Source organism: Alistipes sp. ZOR0009, from assembly GCF_000798815.1.
Taxonomy (GTDB): Bacteria; Bacteroidota; Bacteroidia; order Bacteroidales; family ZOR0009; genus Acetobacteroides.
On sequence record NZ_JTLD01000020.1, the window covers coordinates 25,107 to 48,108 of the forward strand.

Below are 23,002 nucleotides of genomic sequence, written 5' to 3' on the forward strand. Positions count from 1 at the left end.
AATGCTTTTAGATAAGATAAGTAATCTTTTTAAGGAAAAATATAGCACCTCTGGAGCGGTTTTCGCTGCTCCAGGGCGTGTTAACCTAATAGGAGAGCACACAGATTACAATTTAGGTTTTGTTTTACCCGGCGCTATCGATAAGGCCATATTTTTAGAAATCAGGCTTAACGGTACCGATTCTTTTAACGTGGCATCGGTAGATTTTAATGAGGAAACCACCTTTAAGGCCGATGGTCAAAAATCTTCCTACTCTTGGGCCAACTACATTATTGGCGTTATTATGGAGATTAAGGAGATTTCTGGTAAGGTGTCGCAAGGTTTTGACTGCGTTTTTGGAGGTAATGTACCTTTAGGTGGCGGAATGTCTTCTTCTGCGGCGCTTGAAAGCGCTTTCGCTTTTGCTATTAACGAGCTAAACGGCTTTGGACTTTCTAAGATGGAGCTAGCAAAGGTTGGGCAGATGGCCGAGCATCACTATGCTGGCGTTCGTTGTGGTATAATGGACCAGTTTGCTTCGTTGCATGGCGAAGAGGGCAAGTTAATGAAGTTGGACTGCCGATCTTTAGAGTATGAACTGGTTCCTTTTAAGTTGCAAGATCATAAGGTGATTCTTCTCGATACCAACGTAAAGCATTCGCTTGCCTCTACCGAGTATAACGTACGCCGAGGTCAATGCGAAGAGGGTGTTGCTGCAATTGCCAAAAGGCATCCAGAGGTACACAGTTTACGTGATGTAACTCCCGAAATGTTAGAAGTGGTAAGATCTGAGGTTGACCCTGTTACCATGATGCGTTGCGAATATGTAGTTGAGGAAAACATTCGTTTGAGCAATGCATGTAAAGCACTTGCTGCTGGTGATATCCAAACGTTTGGCAAGGAGATGTTCGGGTCGCATGAAGGGCTATCTAAAAAGTATGCTGTTAGCTGCCAAGAGCTCGATTTTCTTGTAGATATTGCAAAGAGTACTCCAGGGGTTATTGGTTCGCGTATGATGGGAGGTGGATTTGGTGGTTGTACCATTAGCGTGGTTGCCAACGAAGTTCACGACCAGTTTGTACAAAATGCAACTGTTGAATTTGAGAAGCAGTTTGGCCAAAAGCCGCTTGTATATGATGTGGTTATCAGCAGTGGTGCTCGTAGATTGTCATAGCTAGTGTACGAATCTTAATAGATGAAGTAACTAATAGGTGATACTCAATTTTCGATTATCCATACTAAAAATAGGAAATTGGTATTACAACAAAAAGGCTGCCTTGATAGAGGGCAGCCTTTCGTATTTTATACATGGTAAGTCAATATTGGTAGCAGTACTCAAATGGGTAACCTTACCGTTGCTTACCGCATTTGGCTATTTTGCGTAGGTGTTAACGATTTCAGCTACGTACACTCGGTGGTAATCCTTGTGCGGATAGTGCTTTTCAATGTTTTGATCCAAAAAGTTTTCTGGGTTAAGGTCTGCAAAGTAGAGTTTCTTACACTCTAGCACCAACTTTGCCTCCTGAAAGAACACGCTTCCGTTGTCGGAAGCAACGGGGGTTAGCCCCGATTCGGCTATTTTATCAGACTTCCGTCCCGAAATGGTTCCGCAAAGCTGTAGGGTCTTGCGATGTTTCTCTTCAAAAAATGAAAGGGTAAAAAAGTTTTCCCGTTCAATAAACTCGTAGGTATAACGTGTTGGTCTTACAAAGATAAAGGCAACAGGCCTATTCCATAGTTCGCCCAGTCCTCCCCACGATGCGGTCATCGTATTACAGCTTTCGGTGTTACCTGCGGTAACAAGCATCCAATCCTTGCCTATTAGCTTGGTGGCGCTTTGCTTTAGGTCGTTTATGTTTATCTTTTTAAGCATATCTGGTCTGTTTTATAAGTAGCAATATTAAAATGTTTTTGGTTGATTGCAACTTTTTACAATCTTTTATTTCATCTTTTTTACGTGCTCTTTATATACCTCCGTTTGTGCATCGGCTAGCACGAATTGCTGCTTATTTGTGGTCTCCTTTCTCCTTGTGCTATCTATATGGGGTTGACATAGAGTGTTTAGTGTCTGGTTTTTACACTTTTGCCTTTTTTGAGGCAACCATTGTCATTTTTTTCGCTGTAATTTTGGTCATAATACTAGCTTTGCAACCAAACTTTGAATACTATGCATCCTCACATTGGTCAAATTGCAGCGTTAGCTACAGCCTTCTGCTGGACTGTTACTGGTGTTACCTACCAAATTGCAGGTCGTAAGATAGGATCGGTTAATGTAAACATGATTCGGATGGTTATAGCGCTTGTGCTGCTCTCTTCCTATAGCTTTTTTGCCTACGGAAGTTTTCTCCCGACCAGTGCATCTTTGCATAACATTGTTTGGCTTTCATTGTCGGGGCTGGTGGGCTTCGTTATAGGGGATTTATGTCTTTTCCAGGCTTACGTGCTTATTGGAGCTCGCATTTCCATGCTTGTAATGACGCTTAGCTCTCCCATTGCAGCTATCTTTGGTTGGCTTATTATGGGTGAAACGATGAGTCCGCTTAGCTTAGTTGGCATGGCGCTTACCTTAGGTGGTATTGCGCTGGTTATACTTGAGCGGCCTACTGCCGAGGAGGAGGGAACTTCGCGTATAGGGTTAAAGTATCCTACTAAAGGGTTGCTTCTTGCCCTTGGAGGTGCATTTGGGCAGGGATTTGGATTGGTGTTAAGTAAATATGGGATTGGTAATTTTAATCCTATACAAGGAACTCAGATACGTGCTATTGCGGCACTGGTTGGGTTTACGATCTTTTTCTTTGCAATTAGGCAGTGGGGCATATTTTTTAAGTCGCTCAATCGTCCTAAAGTCATAAGCGTGGTTGCCATTGGTTCCATATTTGGACCGTTCTTAGGCGTGTCGTTATCGCTATTTGCGGTGCAGCATGCTACTACTGGTGTTGCCTCAACCATTATGTCCATTATGCCTATTATCATCATTCCTGTGTCGGTAGTAATATTTAAGGAGAAGGTTACCGTAAAGGAAATTATCGGAGCGGTTATCGCCATTGCAGGTGTTGCACTTTTCTTCCTGTAGTATTGTAATTGTTTTTCCGATTCGCCTATCTTTGTCGTAATCTTAGGTAAAATGGAAGAACAGGAACAACAGCAAGCGAAACCACCCAAAGGATCTTCTTTAAAAGGTCATCCCATTGTGCGCTCGTTTAGGCAGGCGCTGGTGGTGTTAAGGAATAAGTATGCGCTTACTATCGTCGTATTTTTGGTTTGGTTAACCTTCTTTGATCGTTACAATTTGGTAGATATGCTCGAGAATACCTCTAAAATTGGTGATATGAAGGATGAAATGGATTACTACAGAACCAAAATCACCGAAGATAGTACCCGAATCCAAGAACTCACCTCTAACAATGAGAACTTGGAAAAGTACGCGCGCGAGCAGTACCTTATGAAGCAGGCTGATGAGGAAATATTTATTGTGAAGTAGTTTTATATGCAGATAGTAGTCAGGCGTTAGAAAACTAACGCCTTTTTTTGTACTGTGTTAAAAAGAAACTTATTAGTATTTGTTGCCATATTATCAATAACAAATCTTCTGCTTTTCTCTTTATAGATTATTGCCAAGTAATCTTCTGTTTTATGAATTCAAAGTTTTGTCGATTTGTAGTAGTTGACGCGTATCCTCTTTTTCGGTTGGGATTGACAGAGCTGCTTAATAAAGTTTTTCATCCAGCTTCTATCGAAGAGGCTTCTGATAGCGCCTCCTTTCAGAATCTTGTTATGAGCAAAAGCGCGAGGTTGGATCTTGTTTTGTTAGATGTTAACCTTCCAGGTGCAGATGTGGTTGCGATGGTCGATCTGGCTCGTTCTTTTATCCCGAATTTAAAAATTATTGCGTTAGCAGATCGGTACAATGAGGCGATAGCCGCTCGTTTGCTTGCTAAGCATATTAACGCCATCATCCTGAAAAGTTCGGATGTAAAGCAGGTGGAGGTCGTGCTTCGATCCGTTATGCAAAAGGGGTTTTGCTTTAGCGCCGGAATTCCTGATATCGATTACCGAATGGTGGTTAAGCAGAAAAGCCGAAAGGGGAGGAGGTACTCCGAACTTACCGATCGTGAAATTCAGATTATAAAGCTAATAGCCGAAGAAAAGACTACCGACGAGATTGGAGCGATTCTTTCTATCAGCCCTCGCACGGTTGAGGGGTACCGGAAAAAGATTCTTATCAAAACATCCTCCAAGAATACGGCTGGCATTGTAATGTTTGGAGTACAGAACCATATTGTAACGGTTTCTTCTGTTGTCGCGTACCGTTGAGTTTTTTTGATTTTTAGGCGTAACCATCTAGTTGTTCGGTAAAAGGACTTTGAGTACGAATTCTTCCTGTTTGTGCTGGCTTTGACGAGTTTTAAGAGTATAAATCCTTTTAATATTGGTAAGCCATAGGTGGTAACCCTGTCTGGATTTTACCCAAAACTACGCTTGTTTTAGCCGTTCTGTCTGGCGTAACTTTCTTTTTTCTTAAGGTTAGGGATGTAGTATTAGCGGCAGTCTCTAGCTGAAGATGCTGTTTTGCTCAGCTTGCAGCAAGGGCGGAATTCCGAAAAGCCTACGAGTAGGAGTAATGTAATATTTTATATTATGGCAACAGATACTTTGGCAAGACCTCAACTGATGGTTCCAGATGTAATGTATTTAAGCGTTAATGAGACTTGGAGAACGGCTATTTCTAACGTTCTAATTACAGGAACAGGAAGCTGTGAGTTTATGTTGACTCGCCCCAACTCAGGTGATGCAAATGGCGGATATGTTTCCTTGTACAAGGATCAGATTAGTGAGCAAGATGCTCCTGTTGTTAGGCAGTTTCTGGATGGCAAGAGCAGCGGTAAGTTTACGATAAGTAGCGATAAGGTAGATTTTACCAAGAATACCTACGTTTTATGCTATGGTCCATTCTATAGCGATCCTGTTTACGAGGTGGTAACTTCCGTACTTATCATCAACGGACAAGCTTTCATGGCTAACTCTTCTATGTGTCAGGGTATTTCTCACGAAATTGATAAGGTAACCAGCTACTTTAAGTTCGATTCAAATCCTCAAGGTTTTGGTCGTTGGGATGGATACCTAATTGTTCGAGAGGGTGCTACATTTGGGGTTGGCGCTCAGGTTGGTCTCATTAACATACCTAAAAACGGGCCAACAGAAGGTGTTGCTACCGTTCCTATAAATGGTACCTTAAAACGGGGTACTACCTATAATGTAACTACTAGTATCTATTCTACTGTTCGCCCTGTAGCTGGTTATACGTTTACAACCGCAAAGTAAGGCAAAAGCTATAGGTCGTATGCTAAGGAGAAATGGTAATGCCATTTCTCCTTTTATATTAGTCTACAATTACTTTTTTCCCTTGCGGATATTTTACCGAATATCTCAGCTGTAGTATCTTTTTCTCTTTGGGTGCGAGTGGTAATTTCCACGTCAATTTACCTGAGTCCGTATCGGCTTTAGCCCCTGATTGCTCCAGCACCTCAACTTTTATTGTTTTAAGTGCCCAGACTTGAAATATAGCAATAATTGTAGCAACTCCATTTCTTTTGTTATTCTAATTCTTCTTCAGACAAAAAGGGACGCATGTCCGTGCAGCCCTTTTGTGGTATTTTTTCTAGAATTGAATTGCTTCTTCAAAAACTCGGAGTTCGTGTAGGGTTCCTTCTACAAAGGCATCTACTATTAACTGCTGCTCTTCCGTGGTAGCCTTGGCTCCATGCTTTTCTACAATGGCTATATACTGAGTTACGAAATCGTTATACTCGTCGCCAGCATACGTGTCAATAAACAGCTGGTAGGGATTGTTGGGGACGTTATGCTCAACCACATGCATGCCTACCGCTCCATATATCCAAAAGCAGGGTAGCAGTGCTGCCGCAGCCTCTCCAAATAGCGAGTTGCTGCTTTTCTGATGTAGAAAGTTGCAGTAGCGTTCAAAGGCAGGTGATAACGTTTTTGCTTCCTTCAGCCCATAATGATTAAGGTAGGTGGTGCGTATTACTTGCTCCATTTCAATACCGTCGGTAACAATCTGCTCAAAAAACGCTTGTTCGTCTTGTGTTTCTGCTCGCTGGGAAAGTCGCGCGAAGGCTTCATTGTCATGTTTAAGGTAAATAACGTCTTGTTGGAGGTAATGCCCAAAGCTGCTAGAAGCAAGCGTGCCGTTGGCCAGCCCAACAATAAAATCGGAGGCTATAAGCCGGCGGTAAATGGGCTCTGCTTGCTGCCAGCACCGCTTAGTGAAATTTCCTGCTGGAGGTATTTTCATGGTTAATCCCAAAAACGGTGAAAATGATGTACAGGACCATGCCCTTTCCCTATTTCATACTTGGCGCCGCGGACTATGGCGGTGTTAATATACTCTTTAGCTCTGCTTACGGCCTCATTTAAGGATAGGTTGTGAGCCAAATACGCGGCCACTGCCGACGAAAAGGTGCAACCAGTCCCGTGCGTGTTGCGGGTGGCTACTCGCTCGGAGGTGAGTTCCAGCACTTCGTCGGTCTCTGCGTTGTACAGGATATCGGTTAGTGTGCTATCGGTAAGGTGTCCGGCCTTTAGCAGTACGGATACTTTTCTCTCCTGCGAAAGGGCCCGAGCACACTCTGTAAGGTCCCCTTGTCCTTTTATTTTTTGCCCTAAAAGTATTTCTGCTTCAGGGATGTTTGGGGTGATTATTCTTGTACGGGGAATCAGCTCGTTACGAAGCGTTTCAATAGCTTCGTCCTGTAGCAACTTATCTCCCGATGTTGCGACCATTACAGGGTCTAGCACCACGTTGCAAAAACCATACGGCTCAACGCTATCTATCACCGCACGAATTAATTCTGAGGAGTGCAGCATGCCAATCTTAATGGCGTTGGTACCAATATCTTCGAGCACTGATTTTATCTGCCCTCTAACAAACTCAATTGGTATTGGGTGCACTCCATACACGCCTACCGTATTTTCGTCTACAATAGCGGTGATGGCCGTAGTGGCAAAGCACCCGCAGGCCGAAATTGTTTTAAGATCGGCTTGAATGCCGGCGCCTCCGCTTGGATCGCTACCAGCTATGGTAAGTACGCGCTTATATTCCATTTTATAGTATCAGTTTCAGTTGTTTTTAAAAATGCTGAAAGCCTACATTGCCTAGGTTAAATTCTTCTCCATTGTCGAGCCATTTAATGCAACTTGCTCCGCCAGTTATGAAGCCGATGGTGCTTAGCTCCTTGCTAAAGTTCGATTTAAAGGCTTCGTTTACAGCGTCAAAATCGCTAGGGGCTATGGTACACAACAATTCGTAGTCTTCGCCACCTGCTGCTGCCATGCTAAGGCAGTCCCATCCGTACTCCTCTGCCGCACTTCGCAGCTCGTCGGATATGGGGAGATGGCTAACCTCTATAATGGCGCCGCACCCCGAGGCCTTTAGTATGTGGGGAAGATCGGAGGCAACACCGTCCGATAAATCCATCATGGCATGTACCCCGGCATACGATGATAGTAGCGCACCTTCCTCTATTCGGGGAGTGGGAGTGTGATGCTTGTCTATCAAAGCTGTAATTGCGGGCGTTTTTGGAAACTTATTTAGTACGGCTTCTAATCCCGCTGCTGAGTCGCCAAGGTTTCCGCTGACGCAAATTAGATCACCCACCTTTGCCATTCCTCTACGTCTGGCTTTTCCCTTTTCGCAATTGCCAATAATGCAGACGTTGATGGCCAAGTGCTGCAACGACTTTGTGGTGTCGCCTCCCATCAACGGTACGCTGTACCTTTCTGCAACGGAATGGATTCCCTTCATCAGCTCGTCGAGATACTCTACTTCGGTATCTTTGGGTATGGCAATGGATAGGAAGGCTCCTATAGGGGTACCTCCCATTGCAGCAATATCGCTAAGGTTAACGGCCATGGATTTTACGCCCAGCTGGTAAGGGCTAATGGCATCTTTCAGAAAGTGTACACCCTCTACCAGTAAATCGGTAGTAACCAGCCACTCTTCCTTTTCATTTACGGGGATGATGGCACAATCGTCACCAATTCCAGTTTGCCCGCTATTTAGTAGGTGGCTGAACATTGGTTTGAACCTTTCAATGAAGCCAAACTCTCCTATACTATTTAGTAACATCGTCTTACTTTATTGGTTTGCATATTGCTGTTTAGCGTAGCAAGTCTACCTTAAGTGGATTCTTTTAATGCTGCGTTTTCATTGCAATACACCTATTTTCAGATTGTAATTTTCAACTTCATTTTTTCGATCAGCTCTTTGGCTGCATCTTTAGGCGATGTAGCCGAGCATATTGCCGAGACTACCGCGATACCATTGGCTCCTGCGTTTACAATATCTGCAGCATTGCTACTATTTACGCCTCCAATGGCAACGGTAGGATGGTTGGTAAAGGAGGCAACTTCTTTTACTCCCTCCAAGCCAAATGGATGCGCGATATCCTTCTTCGTTTGCGTTCCAAACACGGGCGAAATTCCGATGTAGTCTACATCTAACAGGTTTGACTGGCGCGCTTGCTCCATATTTTCGACAGATAGCCCGATAATCTTATCGTATCCGAGCAGCCTACGGGCAATCTCGTAGGGCATGTCGCTTTGTCCGATATGCAACCCATCTGCATCAGCGGCCAAAGCAACGTCTGCTCGGTCGTTAATAATTAGAGGTACGCGGTAGGGCTCTAACTTTTGTTTTAAACGTACTGCCAGCTTAATGAAGTCTCGCGTTGTGCAATCCTTTTCTCTTAGCTGTACCATTGTTACGCCCCCTTTTACGGCCTCTAGTACAATCCATTCTAGGTCTCTTCCGTACGATAGAGAACGGTCGGTAACCAAGTATAGGCTTAAGTCAACCATATCTGCGTATATTCTGATTTAATCTTTTCTATTTCGATGTTAGTTCTTCCAACTACGCATTAGAGTGAGTGGAGGCTACAGCCTTATGCATGTAGCATTTCCACTTTTGCTCGCTGTTCGGCCACTAATCCTACAATATTATATAGCCCATCAATAAAGGCTACCTGCATTGAGGCTGGTCCTGCCGATTTTATTGCGGCCATTTCGCCGACAACCCCCATTATGGTCATGGCGTTGGTTGCTGCTAGCAGGGCATTGCTGTTTACTGCCGCAAAGGCCCCAACTATGGCTGTTGCGGTACAACCCATTCCAGTGACTTTTGGCATCAGTGGCGATCCGTTGCTTACCGTGTAAACGGTTTTACCGTTGGTAATATAGTCAATATCTCCGCTAATAGCGACAACCGAGTTGGTGGCAATGGCTAGCTTCTTGGCCGCCTCTAGCGCAGATGCCGAGGTATTGGTGCTATCAACCCCCTTGGTTGTTGCATTTTCGTTGGCAAGGCATAAAATTTCCGACGCATTTCCTCTTATGATGGTTGGCTTGCACTTTTCTACTATTTGCATGGCCACCACCGTTCTGTAGGGAGTTGCGCCAACTCCTACTGGATCGAATATAACAGGGATGCCTTTTTGGTGGGCCGCTTGGCCTGCTGCCACCATTGCTTCAACCCAAGGGTCGCTAAGTGTACCCATGTTGATAACGAGCGATGATGCAATGTTAACCATGTCGGCCACCTCGTTTGTGGCATGGGCCATTACAGGCGAGGCGCCAATGGCAAGCAGCGCATTGGCGGTGTTGTTCATCACCACGTAGTTGGTTATGTTGTGTACCAGCGGCGATTTCTCTCTGATAAGTGCCAAATCGTTGGCTAGGTTTCTGTTTTGGTTCATATCTTTTAGTTTTTGATGGCGCTTATGGCAACGTAGTCTCCGCAGTCAAATCCTTCACGAGGTTCTTCGGTAATGTTGTTCGAGTAGATTGGATGCTTGGTAAGCGTTTGGGCGAACTGCATCTCCCCAAAGCCCGCTTTTTCGAGCATCTCGACTTTTTCGGCGGTGGTGCGCCAGTTGGCTACCTTTACAAACTCTATTGGATATGGATCTTGCGGGTGTACTCCTTTTAACAGCGGGTGATCCCACGTTTCGACTGCTTTAGCGAGGTTGTAGAGTAGCGCATACGAGCTCTCCTTCGGAACATCGATTACCACAATTCTGCCGTTTGGCTTAAGAGCAGCATAGGCTTTATCGAAGGCGGCTTGCAAATCGGTAATGTAGCTGGGAGTCCCGTTAAAGAGTATCGTATCGTAGCAGGCTATCCCAAATTGGGCATCTTCGGCGGTGGTTATGGCGACGTTCATTCCTCGTTTGCGGGCAATCTCCGCCATTCCTGTCGATGGCTCGATGCCATTTTTTACCACTATACCATATTCTTTTTCGAGGAGCATCTCAAAAAGACCACTCCCGCATCCAACCGATAGCACGTTGCCCGCATTCTTGCGGAGGAAGTGGGCAACCAGCTTTAGCTCGGAGTAGAGAACATGCTCGTTGTTTAAAAACCAGGCATCGTACATGCTGGCATACTGGTCAAAGCTACTTTTATCCATAGTCATAAAATAAAAAAGCCGCTCCACGTATGTGAAACGGCGAAATAGATTGAATCTAACGAAAAAGTCTTCAAAAAATCCCGTTTCCCTACGCTGTTATGAAACAGATCAGGTTCATGGGGTATAATCTCAGCCCTAGTGGACACCCCCAACAGTCTCTACAAAGATAGCCGAAATGCGCAATCCTTGTCTCCTTTTCCGTTTTTTGATAGATGGAGGAATATGTTTAATAACAATGTTATTTGCGGAGGATTACTATTGTGTTGATTTATAGAAGCAGGTGTTTGTCTTTGTTAGATTTTGTATGCTTTGGATTTGTATAATGCAATTTAAAGATGGTTAAATTGTAAATATTCCGAAGGCGAAGAAGATATCTTTGTCGCCTAAATTTCGGACTTAATCTAGGAAAAAAAACATGTTGGAATATAGGGATTGGAAGTTCTTCAAAGACATGGAAACGTCGTTGAAGAAGCGGGTACTTTTTAAAGTCGGCTTTTGGCTCTCGCTGTTGCTGATGGGGTTATTTTTATTTTTTGCGATACTTTTTTGGGATTACGCGATTAGCAGTACTACCAACTCTGCGAGCGAATTCTCACAGTCGAGCTCTAACGCACTAAAAGTTCGTATCTATAGGGCTATCGGAGTTGCTCGTGCGCTGAGCATGTCTACCGACTACATGATGCATACCAACGCGGCGGCGGCTGACTCGAACTTATCGCGTAGCTTGTATAACTACAATACAAGGCTTAATCATTACAAAGGAATTTTGCTTTACCAATCGGCCTACTACAGCTTTGATGCTGCTCAGCTAGGTAGGGTTGATGGTGGTCGCTTGTTTTATCAGTCGACTTATACTCGCCCAGCAGCTGTTTGCCAGAAAATGGCAGGCATTGGCGACGGAGAACTGCAGGCAAACTTGAGAAAAGCGGAGGAATTTAAGCAGGCTATTGTTTCTATTCCTCACGAAAGCAGCTACAACGATGGAGGTTCATCTGTTAAGGTGATTTCAGTGGCTGCTCCAGTAGAGCATGATGGGAAAGTTATAGGAAGTGCTGGGGTCGATCTTCCATTGGAGGAAATAAACCAGCTGATAAAAAGTTTTAAGCTTCCTCCTCATGCAGTGGCGTACCTGTTGGCACCCAACGGAGAGGTGGCCTCTTACTCTTCAGAGATTTCGGATTCGAGGATGAAGTACATATCGGAAAATAAGCTCTTGTACAAGACTGTTAGCGACATTATCGGTGAAAAAGGGGAGGTAGAAGGTCAAGGTGTCGAGATTAAGGATAATGGAATGCAGTCGTTTATTCTTCCTGTGATACTAGACGAGACAAATGCCCGATGGGTATTTGTGGTATCGGTACCTACTTCTGTTTACTATGCATTAATATGGTTAAAGCTGGGACTATTACTGTTGGTTACTGTAATAATGCTGGTGGTAGTGCTAGTTGTTGTAAGGAAAATGGCGGTTCAGGTTGTAAAGCCAATTATTGAGATCAATGGGAGCATACAGCGGTTAGCTCGTGGCGAAATATTTGGTTCTAACTATGTCGAATTGCATCATAAAGATGAACTAGGCGAGATTGCTAGCTCTATAAATACGCTGATAGATTCGCAAAAGGAGGCGGCTGAGTTTGCTGTTGCTATAGGACAGGAAAAATTTGATGTCGACTTGGCTGACAGAACTGGCGATGATATGGCAGCTGCTTTGGTGGCCATGAAGGAGAATCTACTAAAAAGCAAGAATCTGGAATTGGAACGTCAGGAGCAGGAGGCTATTACGCACTGGGCAGCAGAGGGGATGGCGCAATTTGCCGAACTTTTACGTGCGAGCGATTCCAACATGAAGGAGTTCTCTGCCCGTTTGCTTTCGAGCCTAGTTCGTTATATCGATGTTAACCAAGGTGCCCTTTTCGTATTTAACGAGGAGAGCAAGGTGCTGGAAATGACAGCCTGCTTTGCCTACAATCGTCGTAAGATGGTGGATAAGGAGATGGCTGTTGGCGAAGGGCTGGTTGGTCGCTGCTATGCCGAGGCTGAGTCTATCTACTTGCTAGAAATTCCTACAGACTACATAGCCATTACGTCGGGGTTGGGAGATACGCCACCTCGCTCGTTGCTTTTAGTACCAATGAAGGTAGATGGTGAGGTTTTAGGGGTACTCGAACTTGCCTCTTTACAGGAAATTCCAGATTATAAGCTTCAGTTTGTTGAAAAGATAGGCGAAAGTATTGCTGCCACCATTCGTAGCGTGCGGGTTAACCATCATACGGCTCAGCTGCTCGAAAGAACGAAGGTGCAGGCTGAAGAGATGGCTGCAGCGGAGGAAGAAATGCGCCAGAATTTGGAGGAGCTGCAATCTACTCAGGAGGAGATGTCGCGTATTCAGGAGGAGCAACGTGCTGCCATTGAGCTTACGCAGATTGATAAGCAAATGTTTGCTGCCTTGTTCCATTCTACATCAGAGAGCATCTACTTTAAGCATAGAGATGGCCGCTATGGAAGGGTGAGCGATGCCGCTTGTGCGCTGCTAAGGGTTAATAGCGTAGAGGAAGCAGAAGGAAAGACGGCGTTTGATCTCTTCTCTCACGAAACGGCATCGGCTATCGAGAAGGAGGACAATGAGGTGATGACTACCCAAAGACCTATAGTTCGTCAGGAGGGATTCTTGACCAACCTAGATGGTTCTAAAATAAAGGTAGAAAAGAGCAAGCACCCAGTTCTTGATGCAAAAGGGGAATCGGTTGGACTTATTGCTATCTATAAGATGTTAGAAAATTAGCGCGCTAATTTTTCTTCAATAAAATGAGGCCTATTCTATTTAGAATAGGCCTCATTTGTTTATTTATCTGCTTTTGTTATCTGCTTTTTGCTTTTCTAGCAAAGCCTTTAATCGCTTTGCTATTTTGGGATGCTGCAGTATAAGGTTGTTTTTTTCAAGAGGATCGGCTTCTATGTTGTATAACTGGGCTTCAGGGGCGTTGTCTACACCCTTAGAGGACCAGCCACCCGATCCTTTGCAGTCGATATACTTCCACTTGCCCTCCCTTATTCCAAAATCTCCATTTACGCCATGATGTATGATTGAGGTTCTGTGCGGCTCTTTCCTTTGGAATTTCGAACTTATAAGCGGAAGTATGGAGAAGCTATCCTCAGCCTCATTGTCGGATAGCTTGCTGCCAAGCAGCTGGGCACAGGTAGCAAAAAGGTCGGTTGTGCAGACGATTTTATCTACGCTTGCTCCTTTTTTTGTACTATTGGGCCAGTAAACAATAAGGGGAATCCGGTGTCCTCCATCCCAAACATCGCCTTTCATTCCCGATGTTCCATGGTTGCTTTCGTGCTGATACTGCTGAATGTCGCTAGGAAGCCAATGGGAACCGTTGTCGGAGGCGAAAATAATCATAGTATTGTCATCAATTCCTTGCTTTTTGCAGGCCTCTGCTATTTCCTTTACCATAGCATCTGTCATCATCACAAAATCGCCGTAGGCGCCAGCGCCTGATTTCCCAAGAAATTTTTCGGAGGGAAGCCATGGGGTATGTGGAGATGTTAGCGCAAGGTATAGAAAGAAGGCGGAGTCGGATTTTGCGTTGTTGTTGATAAACGATTTTGCATCGTTAACCAAGTTCTCAAGCACCTCCGAATGCTTAAAGTCTGAAGCTACATCACCGCCTCTGTACCAACGACCACGTGAGCTCTTATCGCTCCATGATGGTTGAGCGCTTACTTTTTCTCCTGTAATTTTCTCATCCCTGATGAATAGGTAGGGGGCTATATCTAACGAAGACGGAATAATGTAGCTGTAGTCAAAACCGCAAGCCTTTGGTCCTCCTGTTATAGGTTTGCTGTAGTCTACGTTGGAGGTGTTTAAGATTCCCCAAGGGTCGCCTTCGGTGAGGGGACGGTTGGAGTTCACTTTTTCGTAGTTTAGGCCAAGGTGCCATTTCCCAATACAAGCCGTATGGTATCCACGCCTTTTAAAAAGATTTGCAACGGTTGGTCTGTCTTCTTCAATAAGAGGCCGATCGTAACCCACAAGCACCCCCGCTTTTAGGCGCGAACGGAAGCAGTACCTGCCAGTTAGGATACCGTAACGGGTTGGTGTACTTACCGCAGAATTGGAGTGGGCGTTGGTGAAAGACACTCCGTTGCGAACAAGGCTGTCTAGCGTGGGTGTTTTAATCTTACTTTGCGGATTTAGCGCTGAAATGTCGCCATAACCCATATCATCAGCAAGAATGTAAATGACATTAGGCTTACGTTCGTCTGGCTTTTTTTTATCAGGTGCTTTGCCCTCTGATGGTGCTGTTGTACAAAATGCCACCCCAGTTAAGCAAACGGAGATGAGCCTTTGGTGGATTAACTTCATGGTGTTTGGTTGTTGTAGGCGGCAAAATAAGGCAATTTATGGTAGATATCTATACACAAAAGGCCATCTCGTCGAGACAGCCTTTTGGATGTATTGTAATTGTGTAGATGTTGGTACTTCTTAAGCCATCATCTTTGCCTTGTAGGCCGCAATTAGGTCGTTTATTTTGTGAGCCAAATTGTACAGCTCTGGGTTGGGCATAAACTCTAAGCGCATGTTGATGTACTGGAATAGCCTTTCGAGTGCAACACCTAGGTTTTTTACGATTGGTTGAAGGTCTATCAGAACTACGTTTTCGTTCTGCTCCTTAAATTTTTCGTGCGCCTCCTTAAACTTAAGCTGTCCTTCCTCAATTTCTTCTACCCAATGCTGGGCATGCATGGTGGCAATCGCCTTTTTGAGCTTGGGGTAGGTTTTAAGAATGATAAGCAGGTTGTCTACCCTGATGCTCTCGTCGGGGTTGCGCAGGCGGTGTATATCCCAGCTGATATCCTTGAACACCCCTAGTATGGTTTCGCCAGCTCGCACCCATTCTACGTTGTGGTGGCTTGCGCAGATGGCGGCATACTCCCGCAGGTTGATTAGCCCGTTATCCCTCATGTCGTCGGCCTCTACCATTTCAGCAGCGATAGGGTTATCGCTCATACGTTCGTAGGCCTTCTTTAGCGCTTCTGTGTGGCATTCTACAGCCTGAATGTGCGCACCTAAATCGGGGTTGGCCTTTTTGGCCTTGTTGGCGGCTGCTGCAATTTTGGTTGCGAAGACCTGTTTCTCTGGAATTCGCATTTGTCGGTAGGGGTGGTTGCTAATCATTAGGTGTAGCTTTTAAGTTTACCGAAAGCTAGAAAAAAACGGCGAACAAAACCAGTATGGCTCCATTAAAATTGCATTTTATCTTTTTAAAAGCTCAATACAATATCGGGTGATGTAATTCGTTTCTCTATCAGTACAGATTTTGTATATTTGGACAGCTTATTTTGAAAGTAGGTGCTTAGCCCCCGATTTTCGGGGAGAAGGTATCCGCCGCCAATAGAGACAAATCCCTAGTGCTAGCACTTGCAAGCGGGGGCGCGTACGGTGCGGCTATGCCGGTTGCAACCAACCTTAAAAACATTTTATTAGGATGAAAAAAATAATCGCAATTTCAGTATTGGCTCTACTGGGTTTTACAGGAGCTTACAAGGCCAACGCGCAGCTGCATAACATGGGGCTTCAGATGTCGATGATTTGGCCTAAGGGTAACGACTATGGTAAGAACTTTAATAGCCTTTATGGCGGTCTCTTTTACGAGTACCGATTCCAAGGTAAGGACGAGGATGTAAACGAGCTGATGGATCACTTCGGGTTGGAGTTTGGGATTAACTACACCGAGTTCATCTTTAAAAATAACTGGGATTTGCAGAAGTTTGGAGAGAATAACAGCTCTATAACGGATTATGTCAACTTCTTTGGTACCAATAGACCCTATACAAAGCACAGCAATAAGGGGGTAAACTTCTATGCGGCTCCTAAGGTGTACGTAACCATCTACCCAGAACTGGTAGAAATGTACCTAATGGGAAAGGTTGGTTACCAGTACCTGAATACATCGGGAACCATGACTGCTAATAACGCCCTTACACCTTGGAAGGCACAAGGCGGTACCAACAATAAGATATTTGTGGGGGCTGCTGTAGGTTTCGAGGTGAAGCTGGGTACCGTTTCTGTAGGAACTAACTTAGGTTTCGACAACAACTCTCCATCTTCGATAATGAAGAAGGAGGTTTATAAGCAGTCGGGGGTGAATACTCCTGTAGAAATTTATCCTTTCAAAAAGATGGATAAGATGTGGGGTAACCTTGTTTTGGAATTCAAGGTTAAGGCGCAGCTAAATGGTAAAGACTAATGTAACCTGTATACATACCGAAATAGGGGAAGGCCGTCGAGGTTTTCCCCTATTTTTTTATTGCTCGTTAAGGTAGTCCTGAAACCAGTCGAGGTGGCGGCCTATATCGATGCCATCAACAAGGGCGTGGTGTACGTGGATGCTGGTAGGCATCAGCAGCTGGGGGCCCTGCTCGAATATTTTTCCGAAGGTTATTTTTGGGATGCTGCCTTTATGCTCAAAATGTCGGGCATGGCTTAAGCTGGTAAACGGAATCCAGGGGATGGAGGAGTAGTGTATCGTGTTTGGCGCCTCCTTCGAGAAGTCTAGCCCGCTGCTGGCCTGCACCTGCGCTATCACCTTTTGAGCCTTCTCCGAAAACTCCTCAAAGCTGGCCTCGTAGGTAAAGTAGGCAAAGTTGAAGGTGTCGTCAGGGCGAATAATGGTGGTTGACGGGTGGACAATATCGTACTGTACCACGCTGCCATCCTCCTCGATGCGCAGCCTAAGGGCAGGTGTCTGGTTAACGGCACGGATAGACTGGTACAGGTGGTATAGAAAGAAGGAGTGCCCCGCCGACTTGCAGTACTGGTAGGCGTGGGTTACGTCTACGTTTACGCACATGCCGTAAAATGGCTCCTCGAAATTTTTGAAAAACTGGAAATGCGCCTTGCGCTTCCAGGTCTCTACGTCAATAACCTTTTTCATCCTTTACCCTTTTTGGTGATCCTATATCGATGCCGCAATATCGCAAACGCGCAGTATGCTGTCGGCCTGAAAAAAGAGGGGCGAATCGAGCTTGATGTCTACCTTCTCGTGGCTCCAGGTGGTGTGGAAGGGGACGTGTACGCCGTAGCCGCCAATTTCGAGCACGGGGATGATGTCCGACTTGAGCGAGTTGCCTACCATTAGGAACTCGGCAGGTGCCACATCTAGGTGCTTTAGCAGCTTTTGGTAGTCGGAAGGCCCCTTCTCCGACATGATCTCTACGTGGTGGAAGTACTTTTCGAGCCCCGACTTGTGCAGCTTCCGCTCCTGATCGAGCAGATCGCCCTTGGTAGCCACCACCAGCCGGTAGCTTCCGTGCAGCTGCTCGAGCGTTTGCTCTACCCCGGCAAGCAGCTCTATCTCTTTTTCGAGCATCTCCTTCCCAAATCCGATAACCTGGTTAACGATGCCCGGCGATAGCGAGCCGTTGGAGATGCGAGCTGCCGTTTCGAGCATCGATAGGATGAAGGCTTTGATACCGTAACCGTAGAGCGGAATGTTGCCTATTTCGGTTTTAAGCAGCTCGCGCGAGATTTCGTGCGGCTCTAGGAACTCTTCGAGCAGGTGGCAAAAGCGGTGCTCCACCTCCTGAAAGTAGGGCTCGTTTACCCAAAGGGTATCGTCGGCATCGAAGGCAATGGTTTTTATGGGCATGGTGGTTGTTTTTTACAAAAGTAGGGATTCCGATTTGTTTGACGTCGGGTATTTTAAGCTTTTCTATCAGCTGTCGCCTATTTTTAGGTGTTTGGAAGCCGAAACCCATCAGCTGTCGTGCACTTCGACGGTTGGAAAAATGGTAATCCATCAGCTGATGAGCATTTCGACGCTCGGGAAAATGGTAATCCATCAGCTGATGAGCATTTGAACGTTCGGAAAAATGCTAATCCATCAGCTGATGAGCACTTCGACGCTCGGAAAAATGGTAATCCATCAGCTGATGAGCATTTGGACGCTCGGAAAAATGGTAATCCATCAGCTGATGAGCATTTGGACGCTCGGAAAAATGCTAATCCATCAGCTGATGAGCATTTGGACGCTCGGAAAAATACTAATCCATCAGCTGATGAGCATTCTCTGAGGAGTAGATCTAGCTATTGTAGCATGCTGGGCGAGCTTGTAGGCTAAAAGTCGACTTGGAACCGGGCTTTTATTTCGAATCGGGGGGCGTGCTGCAGCTTGTGCGGCGATACGCGGTAAACCCCTTCTATCCTAAAGAAGTTGAGGATGTTTTCGAAGCCTCCGCCTACCTCCAGAAAGGGTTGCTTTAGGCCGTGGAGCATAACAGGAAAGTCCAGAACCTCCCTGTGCTTGCTGGATAGCGATCCGGTAATCATCTTTGCCGAAACTACCTCGCGGAGGTTCAGCTCGCGCAGCAGCGGCAGCCGGTTGATGATGGCGCCATTTAGGTGGTATTCCATAAAAAGGCTGGCGTACCTGTCGCTGGCCAGCTGCAGGTTGTTGAGGGTGTTGAACCGGTAGCGGGAGTAGCCGTAGGTTTCGTTTCCACGGTGCACCTCCAGCAACGGAAAGGGTACCGAGCCGGCTATTACTCCAGCCTCCAGCGCGTACTGCAGCTTTCCTAGTCCCACATTTACGTAGTGCTTGTAGGCTAGATGCAGCTTTAGGTACTCGCCCTTGCTTTGTGGGGTGGAGTAGTGTCCACCTGTAACTACCATATTAATTATCGGATATCGGGTGCCGAGGTAGTAGCGGCGCAGAAACTTATCGGTTGTCTTTTCCTTAAACGAAAGCCTTGTTTGCAGGCTGATGCTGCTGTTGCTAATCTTGTCGACAGGCGTACCGTTATAGGAGAAGGGGATAAACTCGCCCGAAGAGATGGTTTGAAAGTCGACTTTTACGCGAGATGCTACGCCTTTTGCAACCTCGCGCTCGCCCCAAACCGATAGGGTTTTGGAGATGGAGAGCCGGTCGTTGCGGCGGCGGCTGGCAAGCGATGCAATGAGGTTGTCCTCGCCCGCATGGAGCGAGTTTTCGCGTAGCAGCATCAGGTTGTCGTTGCTTCCGATGATGGTCATATCCTTTTCGTAGTCGATGCCCAGCAATGTGCGGTGCTCGCAGGATGGCTTGTAGGCAAATCCTGCTCCATACTTCCACTCCTTGTCTCGAAATCCGTAGCCCAGCTTGCCCGATAGCGAGTAGCGGGGGTGGAAGCTTTCTCCGGTACGGGCAGCCAGCGTTAGGCGCAGCCCCTCCACCTTGTTGTGCTTTACGTACTCGAGGTAGGGACCAAGGTCCAGCTTCCCAAGGGGGAAGTATCCGGTAATGGCCGTTGTGGTAATCTTGTCAATTCCGCGCATCCACCACAGGTTGTTTAGCGAGTCGAGCTCGTGGTTTACCCGCAGCTCCTCTATGGAGAGGGCCGGCTGCACCTCCTTGGGGGCGTTGCTGGCAATGGTGTCATTCCCTATGGCTACGCTGCTGTAGTGGGTTGTTTTGTTGATGAGGAGCTTGTGCTTGCCATCAACCTTACCGCCCTTATGGTAGTAGAGCTCGGCAGCCACGCTGTTCTTACGGAAGAAGAGAAGCGTATCGTTTACCGGGGCAAACTCGTACTTTATTTCGAAATCGGTAAGGTAGTTGATGTTGGCCGATTTGGGCAGGGCTGTCTCTATCTTTCTAAGCGCCCACGTTTGCTTGTCAACAAGCATGAAGCCCTTAAAGGCGAGGTCCTTTTTTACCTTAGGCTTAAATTCGATGGTGTAAACCATGTTGCCGTTGATTAGGGCGCTGTCTTTTAGGTAGTACTTGTAGTACGATAGGCCGTTGTCGCCGATGGGGCTGTAAAATGTTTTACCGAAGAGGTCTATCTTGTTTTGGTAGAAGTTTACCTCTGCGCTCATGGCCGATTCGTACCCATCTACGTGGAAGTCGGCAAGAATACCGAGCCCGTTTTGCTTTTGGTAGATTACCTCCTGCTTCTCTAGCCCGGTGGTATGGTCGATAATGTTGTTGGCCCTTTTTTCGGAGTAGTATATCGGAAGCCGCTTGTCGTTGGCCGAGGCGGTGGTGTCGTTTTGGAGGTCTCTTCGTTTGTCTACCTGTACGGCTATTTTGGTGTTGGTTTGGCACCGGTACTGGCTAATGCTGGTGGGGTCGTTCTTCTTTCGGGAGGCAATAATCCGTCGAAGTATGGGGTGCGCTGGGTTTTCTCCTGGGCGAACTACGATTTCGTTAAGCGCGTAGGTCTCCTCCTGTAGGTAGATGATGTAGGATGGATCGGTTAGGGCTGCCACGGGCACAACAACGGTCTTGTAGCCAATGGCCGAAACCGCTAGGGAGTCTTTTTTTACTTTGCTTTTAATGTAGAAACGTCCCTTATCGTCGGTGCGCGTACCGATGGTGGTACCCCTAAAATGGATGTTGGCGTAAGGTATGGGCTGCTTTGTTGCCTCATGCTTTACTGTCCCTGCTATATCCCCCCCGTGTGTTTTGTCATCGAATGACATAAATGCCAATGCGGCAAGTGTAATTAATAGTAACCTCATCGTTTTTCCAATATATTCTCTAAGCCGCCTTTCGTGGATAGCTCAATAATGAGGCTATACCAATCTCTAATCCTACTATTGCACTTTTTTATCTGGTGGTGTAAAACTCGTGCCGAAAGTATTGTTTCTTCTTCAGATAAGAGCGGTTGAGGGGAGCTATGTACTACCTGTTATAATTAAAAAATGTTAACTATGCGTGGTGGTTTTTTGAAGCCCTTTGTAGTTGTGCCGGTTTTGGAGGGCAAGCCTAAGGCCGTGCTGCTGATTCTTATCGCATTATTCCTATATTTGCACAAAAATCAACAGTATGCAGGTAAAGAGCGCAGTATTTGTGAAGAGCGCCCAAAAAGCGTCGCAGTGTCCTCCGCAAACGCTACCCGAGTTTGCCTTTATTGGGCGATCGAATGTGGGGAAATCGTCGCTGATCAACTATCTTACTCGCCAGAAGGGGTTGGCAAAGGTGTCGGGGACTCCCGGCAAGACAAGGCTTATCAACTATTTCTTGGTAAATGATAGCTGGCATTTGGTCGATTTGCCCGGATACGGCTACGCGAAGGTGTCTAAAACCGACCGTCAGGGGTTTTCGGCCATCATTACGCAGTACCTAGAGGCTCGCGATAAGCTTACCTGCCTGTTTGTGCTGGTGGATTCGCGCTTGGCACCACAGAAGATGGACGTCGAGTTTATGACGCTGCTGGGCCAGCATGGAATTCCGTTTGCCATTGTCTTTACCAAAACTGATAAAATAGGTATTCAGGTGTTAAAAGATAATGTTGATGTTTACACCAAGAAGCTGCTCGAATACTGGGAGGAGCTGCCGCCGATGTTTTATACGTCGAGTTCGAAAAAGAGCGGGGCGGACGAGGTGCTTGGCTACATCGAGGAATGTATTGCAATCGTTAACACAAATATGGAGTAGCATTCGTTATTTAAGGCTCTATTTTATACTTTTGCCAAGTCAACTTTAAAACACGACATAATTTACCGAATCAATGGCTCAAAAGCATTCGATCAAGTTCTTCGCTGGAAGGAACTCTCGTTATCTTGCTGAGAAAATCGCCAACAGCTTTGGCATAGAACTGGGAAAATCATCGGTTACAGAATTTAGCGATGGCGAATTCCAACCCTCATTCGACGAAAGCGTCAGAGGATGTACCGTCTTCATTATCCAATCTACCTTCCCACCCACCGACAATCTCTTCGAACTTTTCTTAATGGTTGATGCTGCTCACCGTGCTTCGGCTCACAAGGTGGTAGCGGTAATGCCATACTTTGGATGGGCTCGTCAGGATCGTAAGGATAAGCCTCGCGTGTCGATTGGTGCCAAGCTGGTTGCCAACCTGCTTAGCGCGTCGGGGGTCGATCGTATTATGACCATGGATTTGCATGCCGATCAGATTCAGGGATTTTTTGATGTTCCTGTCGATCATCTTTACGCAAGCTCCATTTTTGTTCCCTACATTAAGTCGCTCAACCTCGAAGATTTGGCGGTTGCAGCACCCGATATGGGCGGAGCAAAGCGTGCGCATGCCTACTCTCGCTTCCTCGATGCGTCGATGATTATTTGCCACAAGCAGCGCGAAAAGGCGAATGTGGTTGGCCATATGACTGCAATTGGAGATGTTAAGGGTAAAAATGTTATCATTTTTGACGACATGATTGATACCGCTGGTACAATCGCTATGGCGGCTGATATGATGATGAGCATGGGAGCCAAGAGCGTTCGCGCGGTGGTAACACACCCAGTTCTTTCGGGACCTGCCTACGAGCGCATTGCCAATTCGGCCTTAACCGAGGTTTGCGTAACGGATACAATACCTTTGCGTACCGATGTGGATACTTCAAAAATAAAGGTGCTAACCGTAGCCGATCACTTTGCCGATGTAATTGACAAAGTTTACAACTACAAGTCAATTAGCTCAACCTTTATTCAATAAGAATAATTGCTATATTTGCAATCTCAAAAATCAGCCTTCTCGTTGATTGAAGGTGTGATGGGGAGCCGGGTAGGCTCTGAGTAACACAATAATATT

The 23,002-nt window shown here is 46.0% G+C and carries 24 protein-coding genes and 1 riboswitch; of the genes, 11 read left to right on the forward strand and 13 right to left on the reverse strand.

Annotated elements, in window-relative coordinates:
• Position 1 precedes the first annotated feature (1 nt).
• Positions 2-1,153 carry a galactokinase gene (gene galK, locus L990_RS06710; protein ID WP_047446786.1) on the forward strand — a complete coding sequence of 384 codons (1,152 nt, stop codon included), beginning with the start codon at positions 2-4 and terminating at the stop codon, positions 1,151-1,153.
• A gap of 198 nt (positions 1,154-1,351) precedes the next feature.
• Here the strand turns inward: galK and L990_RS06715 are convergent, their stop codons facing one another.
• Positions 1,352-1,852: a flavin reductase family protein gene (locus tag L990_RS06715; RefSeq protein ID WP_047446788.1), complete on the reverse strand. Its 501-nt coding sequence runs from the start codon at positions 1,850-1,852 to the stop codon at positions 1,352-1,354.
• A 294-nt stretch (positions 1,853-2,146) separates the two neighbouring features.
• Between L990_RS06715 and L990_RS06720 the strand changes: the two genes are divergently transcribed.
• The 4 genes from L990_RS06720 (at position 2,147) to L990_RS06735 (ending at position 5,301) form a co-directional block, all read left to right on the forward strand.
• Positions 2,147-3,052, forward strand: a complete 906-nt coding sequence (locus L990_RS06720; protein ID WP_047446790.1) for a DMT family transporter — start codon at positions 2,147-2,149, stop codon at positions 3,050-3,052.
• Between the two features lie 51 nt (positions 3,053-3,103).
• On the forward strand, positions 3,104-3,460 hold the full coding sequence (locus L990_RS06725; protein ID WP_052180808.1) for an FtsB family cell division protein: 357 nt from the start codon (positions 3,104-3,106) through the stop codon (positions 3,458-3,460).
• Between the two features lie 152 nt (positions 3,461-3,612).
• Positions 3,613-4,293 (forward strand): response regulator transcription factor, encoded by a 681-nt coding sequence (locus L990_RS06730; RefSeq protein WP_081981632.1) that lies wholly within the window; start codon positions 3,613-3,615, stop codon positions 4,291-4,293.
• A 324-nt stretch (positions 4,294-4,617) separates the two neighbouring features.
• The gene (locus L990_RS06735; RefSeq protein WP_047446793.1) at positions 4,618-5,301 is read left to right on the forward strand and encodes a hypothetical protein; all 684 of its coding nucleotides are present in this window, start codon (positions 4,618-4,620) and stop codon (positions 5,299-5,301) included.
• 58 nt (positions 5,302-5,359) lie between these two features.
• Here L990_RS06735 and L990_RS20605 read toward each other — a convergent pair whose 3' ends face one another.
• The 7 genes from L990_RS20605 to L990_RS06765 form a co-directional block, all read right to left on the reverse strand.
• Positions 5,360-5,551, reverse strand: a complete 192-nt coding sequence (locus L990_RS20605) for a DUF4139 domain-containing protein (protein WP_081981633.1) — start codon at positions 5,549-5,551, stop codon at positions 5,360-5,362.
• Between the two features lie 87 nt (positions 5,552-5,638).
• A complete protein-coding gene (locus L990_RS06740; protein WP_047446796.1) occupies positions 5,639-6,292 on the reverse strand; it encodes a TenA family protein in 654 nt (217 codons plus the stop codon).
• 2 nt (positions 6,293-6,294) lie between these two features.
• Positions 6,295-7,101 (reverse strand): bifunctional hydroxymethylpyrimidine kinase/phosphomethylpyrimidine kinase, encoded by an 807-nt coding sequence (gene thiD, locus L990_RS06745; RefSeq protein ID WP_047446797.1) that lies wholly within the window; start codon positions 7,099-7,101, stop codon positions 6,295-6,297.
• A gap of 25 nt (positions 7,102-7,126) precedes the next feature.
• Positions 7,127-8,125 carry a thiamine-phosphate kinase gene (gene thiL / locus L990_RS06750; protein WP_047446799.1) on the reverse strand — a complete coding sequence of 333 codons (999 nt, stop codon included), beginning with the start codon at positions 8,123-8,125 and terminating at the stop codon, positions 7,127-7,129.
• A 98-nt stretch (positions 8,126-8,223) separates the two neighbouring features.
• A complete protein-coding gene (gene thiE, locus L990_RS06755) occupies positions 8,224-8,856 on the reverse strand; it encodes a thiamine phosphate synthase (RefSeq protein WP_047446801.1) in 633 nt (210 codons plus the stop codon).
• Positions 8,857-8,939: 83 nt separating this feature from the next.
• Entirely contained in the window at positions 8,940-9,749 is an 810-nt protein-coding gene (thiM, locus tag L990_RS06760; RefSeq protein ID WP_047446803.1) for a hydroxyethylthiazole kinase, read from the reverse strand.
• A gap of 5 nt (positions 9,750-9,754) precedes the next feature.
• Positions 9,755-10,462 (reverse strand): class I SAM-dependent DNA methyltransferase, encoded by a 708-nt coding sequence (locus L990_RS06765; RefSeq protein WP_047446804.1) that lies wholly within the window; start codon positions 10,460-10,462, stop codon positions 9,755-9,757.
• A 68-nt stretch (positions 10,463-10,530) separates the two neighbouring features.
• A riboswitch (TPP riboswitch) is annotated at positions 10,531-10,622 on the reverse strand.
• 255 nt (positions 10,623-10,877) lie between these two features.
• Between L990_RS06765 and L990_RS19170 the strand changes: the two genes are divergently transcribed.
• Positions 10,878-13,241, forward strand: a complete 2,364-nt coding sequence (locus L990_RS19170) for a GAF domain-containing protein (RefSeq protein ID WP_052180809.1) — start codon at positions 10,878-10,880, stop codon at positions 13,239-13,241.
• 63 nt (positions 13,242-13,304) lie between these two features.
• Here the strand turns inward: L990_RS19170 and L990_RS06775 are convergent, their stop codons facing one another.
• On the reverse strand, positions 13,305-14,831 hold the full coding sequence (locus L990_RS06775; protein WP_047446806.1) for a sulfatase family protein: 1,527 nt from the start codon (positions 14,829-14,831) through the stop codon (positions 13,305-13,307).
• A 120-nt stretch (positions 14,832-14,951) separates the two neighbouring features.
• On the reverse strand, positions 14,952-15,644 hold the full coding sequence (locus tag L990_RS06780) for a DUF6261 family protein (RefSeq protein ID WP_047446808.1): 693 nt from the start codon (positions 15,642-15,644) through the stop codon (positions 14,952-14,954).
• A gap of 310 nt (positions 15,645-15,954) precedes the next feature.
• Between L990_RS06780 and L990_RS06785 the strand changes: the two genes are divergently transcribed.
• Complete coding sequence (locus L990_RS06785) at positions 15,955-16,716, forward strand: hypothetical protein (protein ID WP_047446813.1); 762 nt, start codon at positions 15,955-15,957, stop codon at positions 16,714-16,716.
• 57 nt (positions 16,717-16,773) lie between these two features.
• Here L990_RS06785 and L990_RS06790 read toward each other — a convergent pair whose 3' ends face one another.
• Together L990_RS06790 and L990_RS06795 are read right to left on the reverse strand one after the other, a co-directional pair.
• The gene (locus L990_RS06790) at positions 16,774-17,403 is read right to left on the reverse strand and encodes a chloramphenicol acetyltransferase (RefSeq protein WP_047446818.1); all 630 of its coding nucleotides are present in this window, start codon (positions 17,401-17,403) and stop codon (positions 16,774-16,776) included.
• A 21-nt stretch (positions 17,404-17,424) separates the two neighbouring features.
• Complete coding sequence (locus L990_RS06795; RefSeq protein WP_047446821.1) at positions 17,425-18,117, reverse strand: HAD family hydrolase; 693 nt, start codon at positions 18,115-18,117, stop codon at positions 17,425-17,427.
• Here L990_RS06795 and L990_RS20345 point away from each other — a divergent pair.
• Together L990_RS20345 and L990_RS06805 are read left to right on the forward strand one after the other, a co-directional pair.
• A complete protein-coding gene (locus L990_RS20345) occupies positions 18,116-18,328 on the forward strand; it encodes a hypothetical protein (RefSeq protein ID WP_047446827.1) in 213 nt (70 codons plus the stop codon). The genes L990_RS06795 and L990_RS20345 overlap by 2 nt on opposite strands.
• A gap of 30 nt (positions 18,329-18,358) precedes the next feature.
• On the forward strand, positions 18,359-18,541 hold the full coding sequence (locus tag L990_RS06805; RefSeq protein ID WP_156121409.1) for a hypothetical protein: 183 nt from the start codon (positions 18,359-18,361) through the stop codon (positions 18,539-18,541).
• 43 nt (positions 18,542-18,584) lie between these two features.
• Here the strand turns inward: L990_RS06805 and L990_RS06810 are convergent, their stop codons facing one another.
• Positions 18,585-20,969 (reverse strand): DUF5686 and carboxypeptidase-like regulatory domain-containing protein, encoded by a 2,385-nt coding sequence (locus tag L990_RS06810; RefSeq protein ID WP_081981634.1) that lies wholly within the window; start codon positions 20,967-20,969, stop codon positions 18,585-18,587.
• A gap of 307 nt (positions 20,970-21,276) precedes the next feature.
• Here L990_RS06810 and yihA point away from each other — a divergent pair, with 307 nt between their 5' ends.
• Positions 21,277-21,888 carry a ribosome biogenesis GTP-binding protein YihA/YsxC gene (yihA, locus tag L990_RS06815; RefSeq protein WP_047446845.1) on the forward strand — a complete coding sequence of 204 codons (612 nt, stop codon included), beginning with the start codon at positions 21,277-21,279 and terminating at the stop codon, positions 21,886-21,888.
• A gap of 73 nt (positions 21,889-21,961) precedes the next feature.
• Entirely contained in the window at positions 21,962-22,906 is a 945-nt protein-coding gene (locus L990_RS06820) for a ribose-phosphate pyrophosphokinase (protein WP_047446849.1), read from the forward strand.
• Positions 22,907-23,002 lie beyond the last annotated feature (96 nt).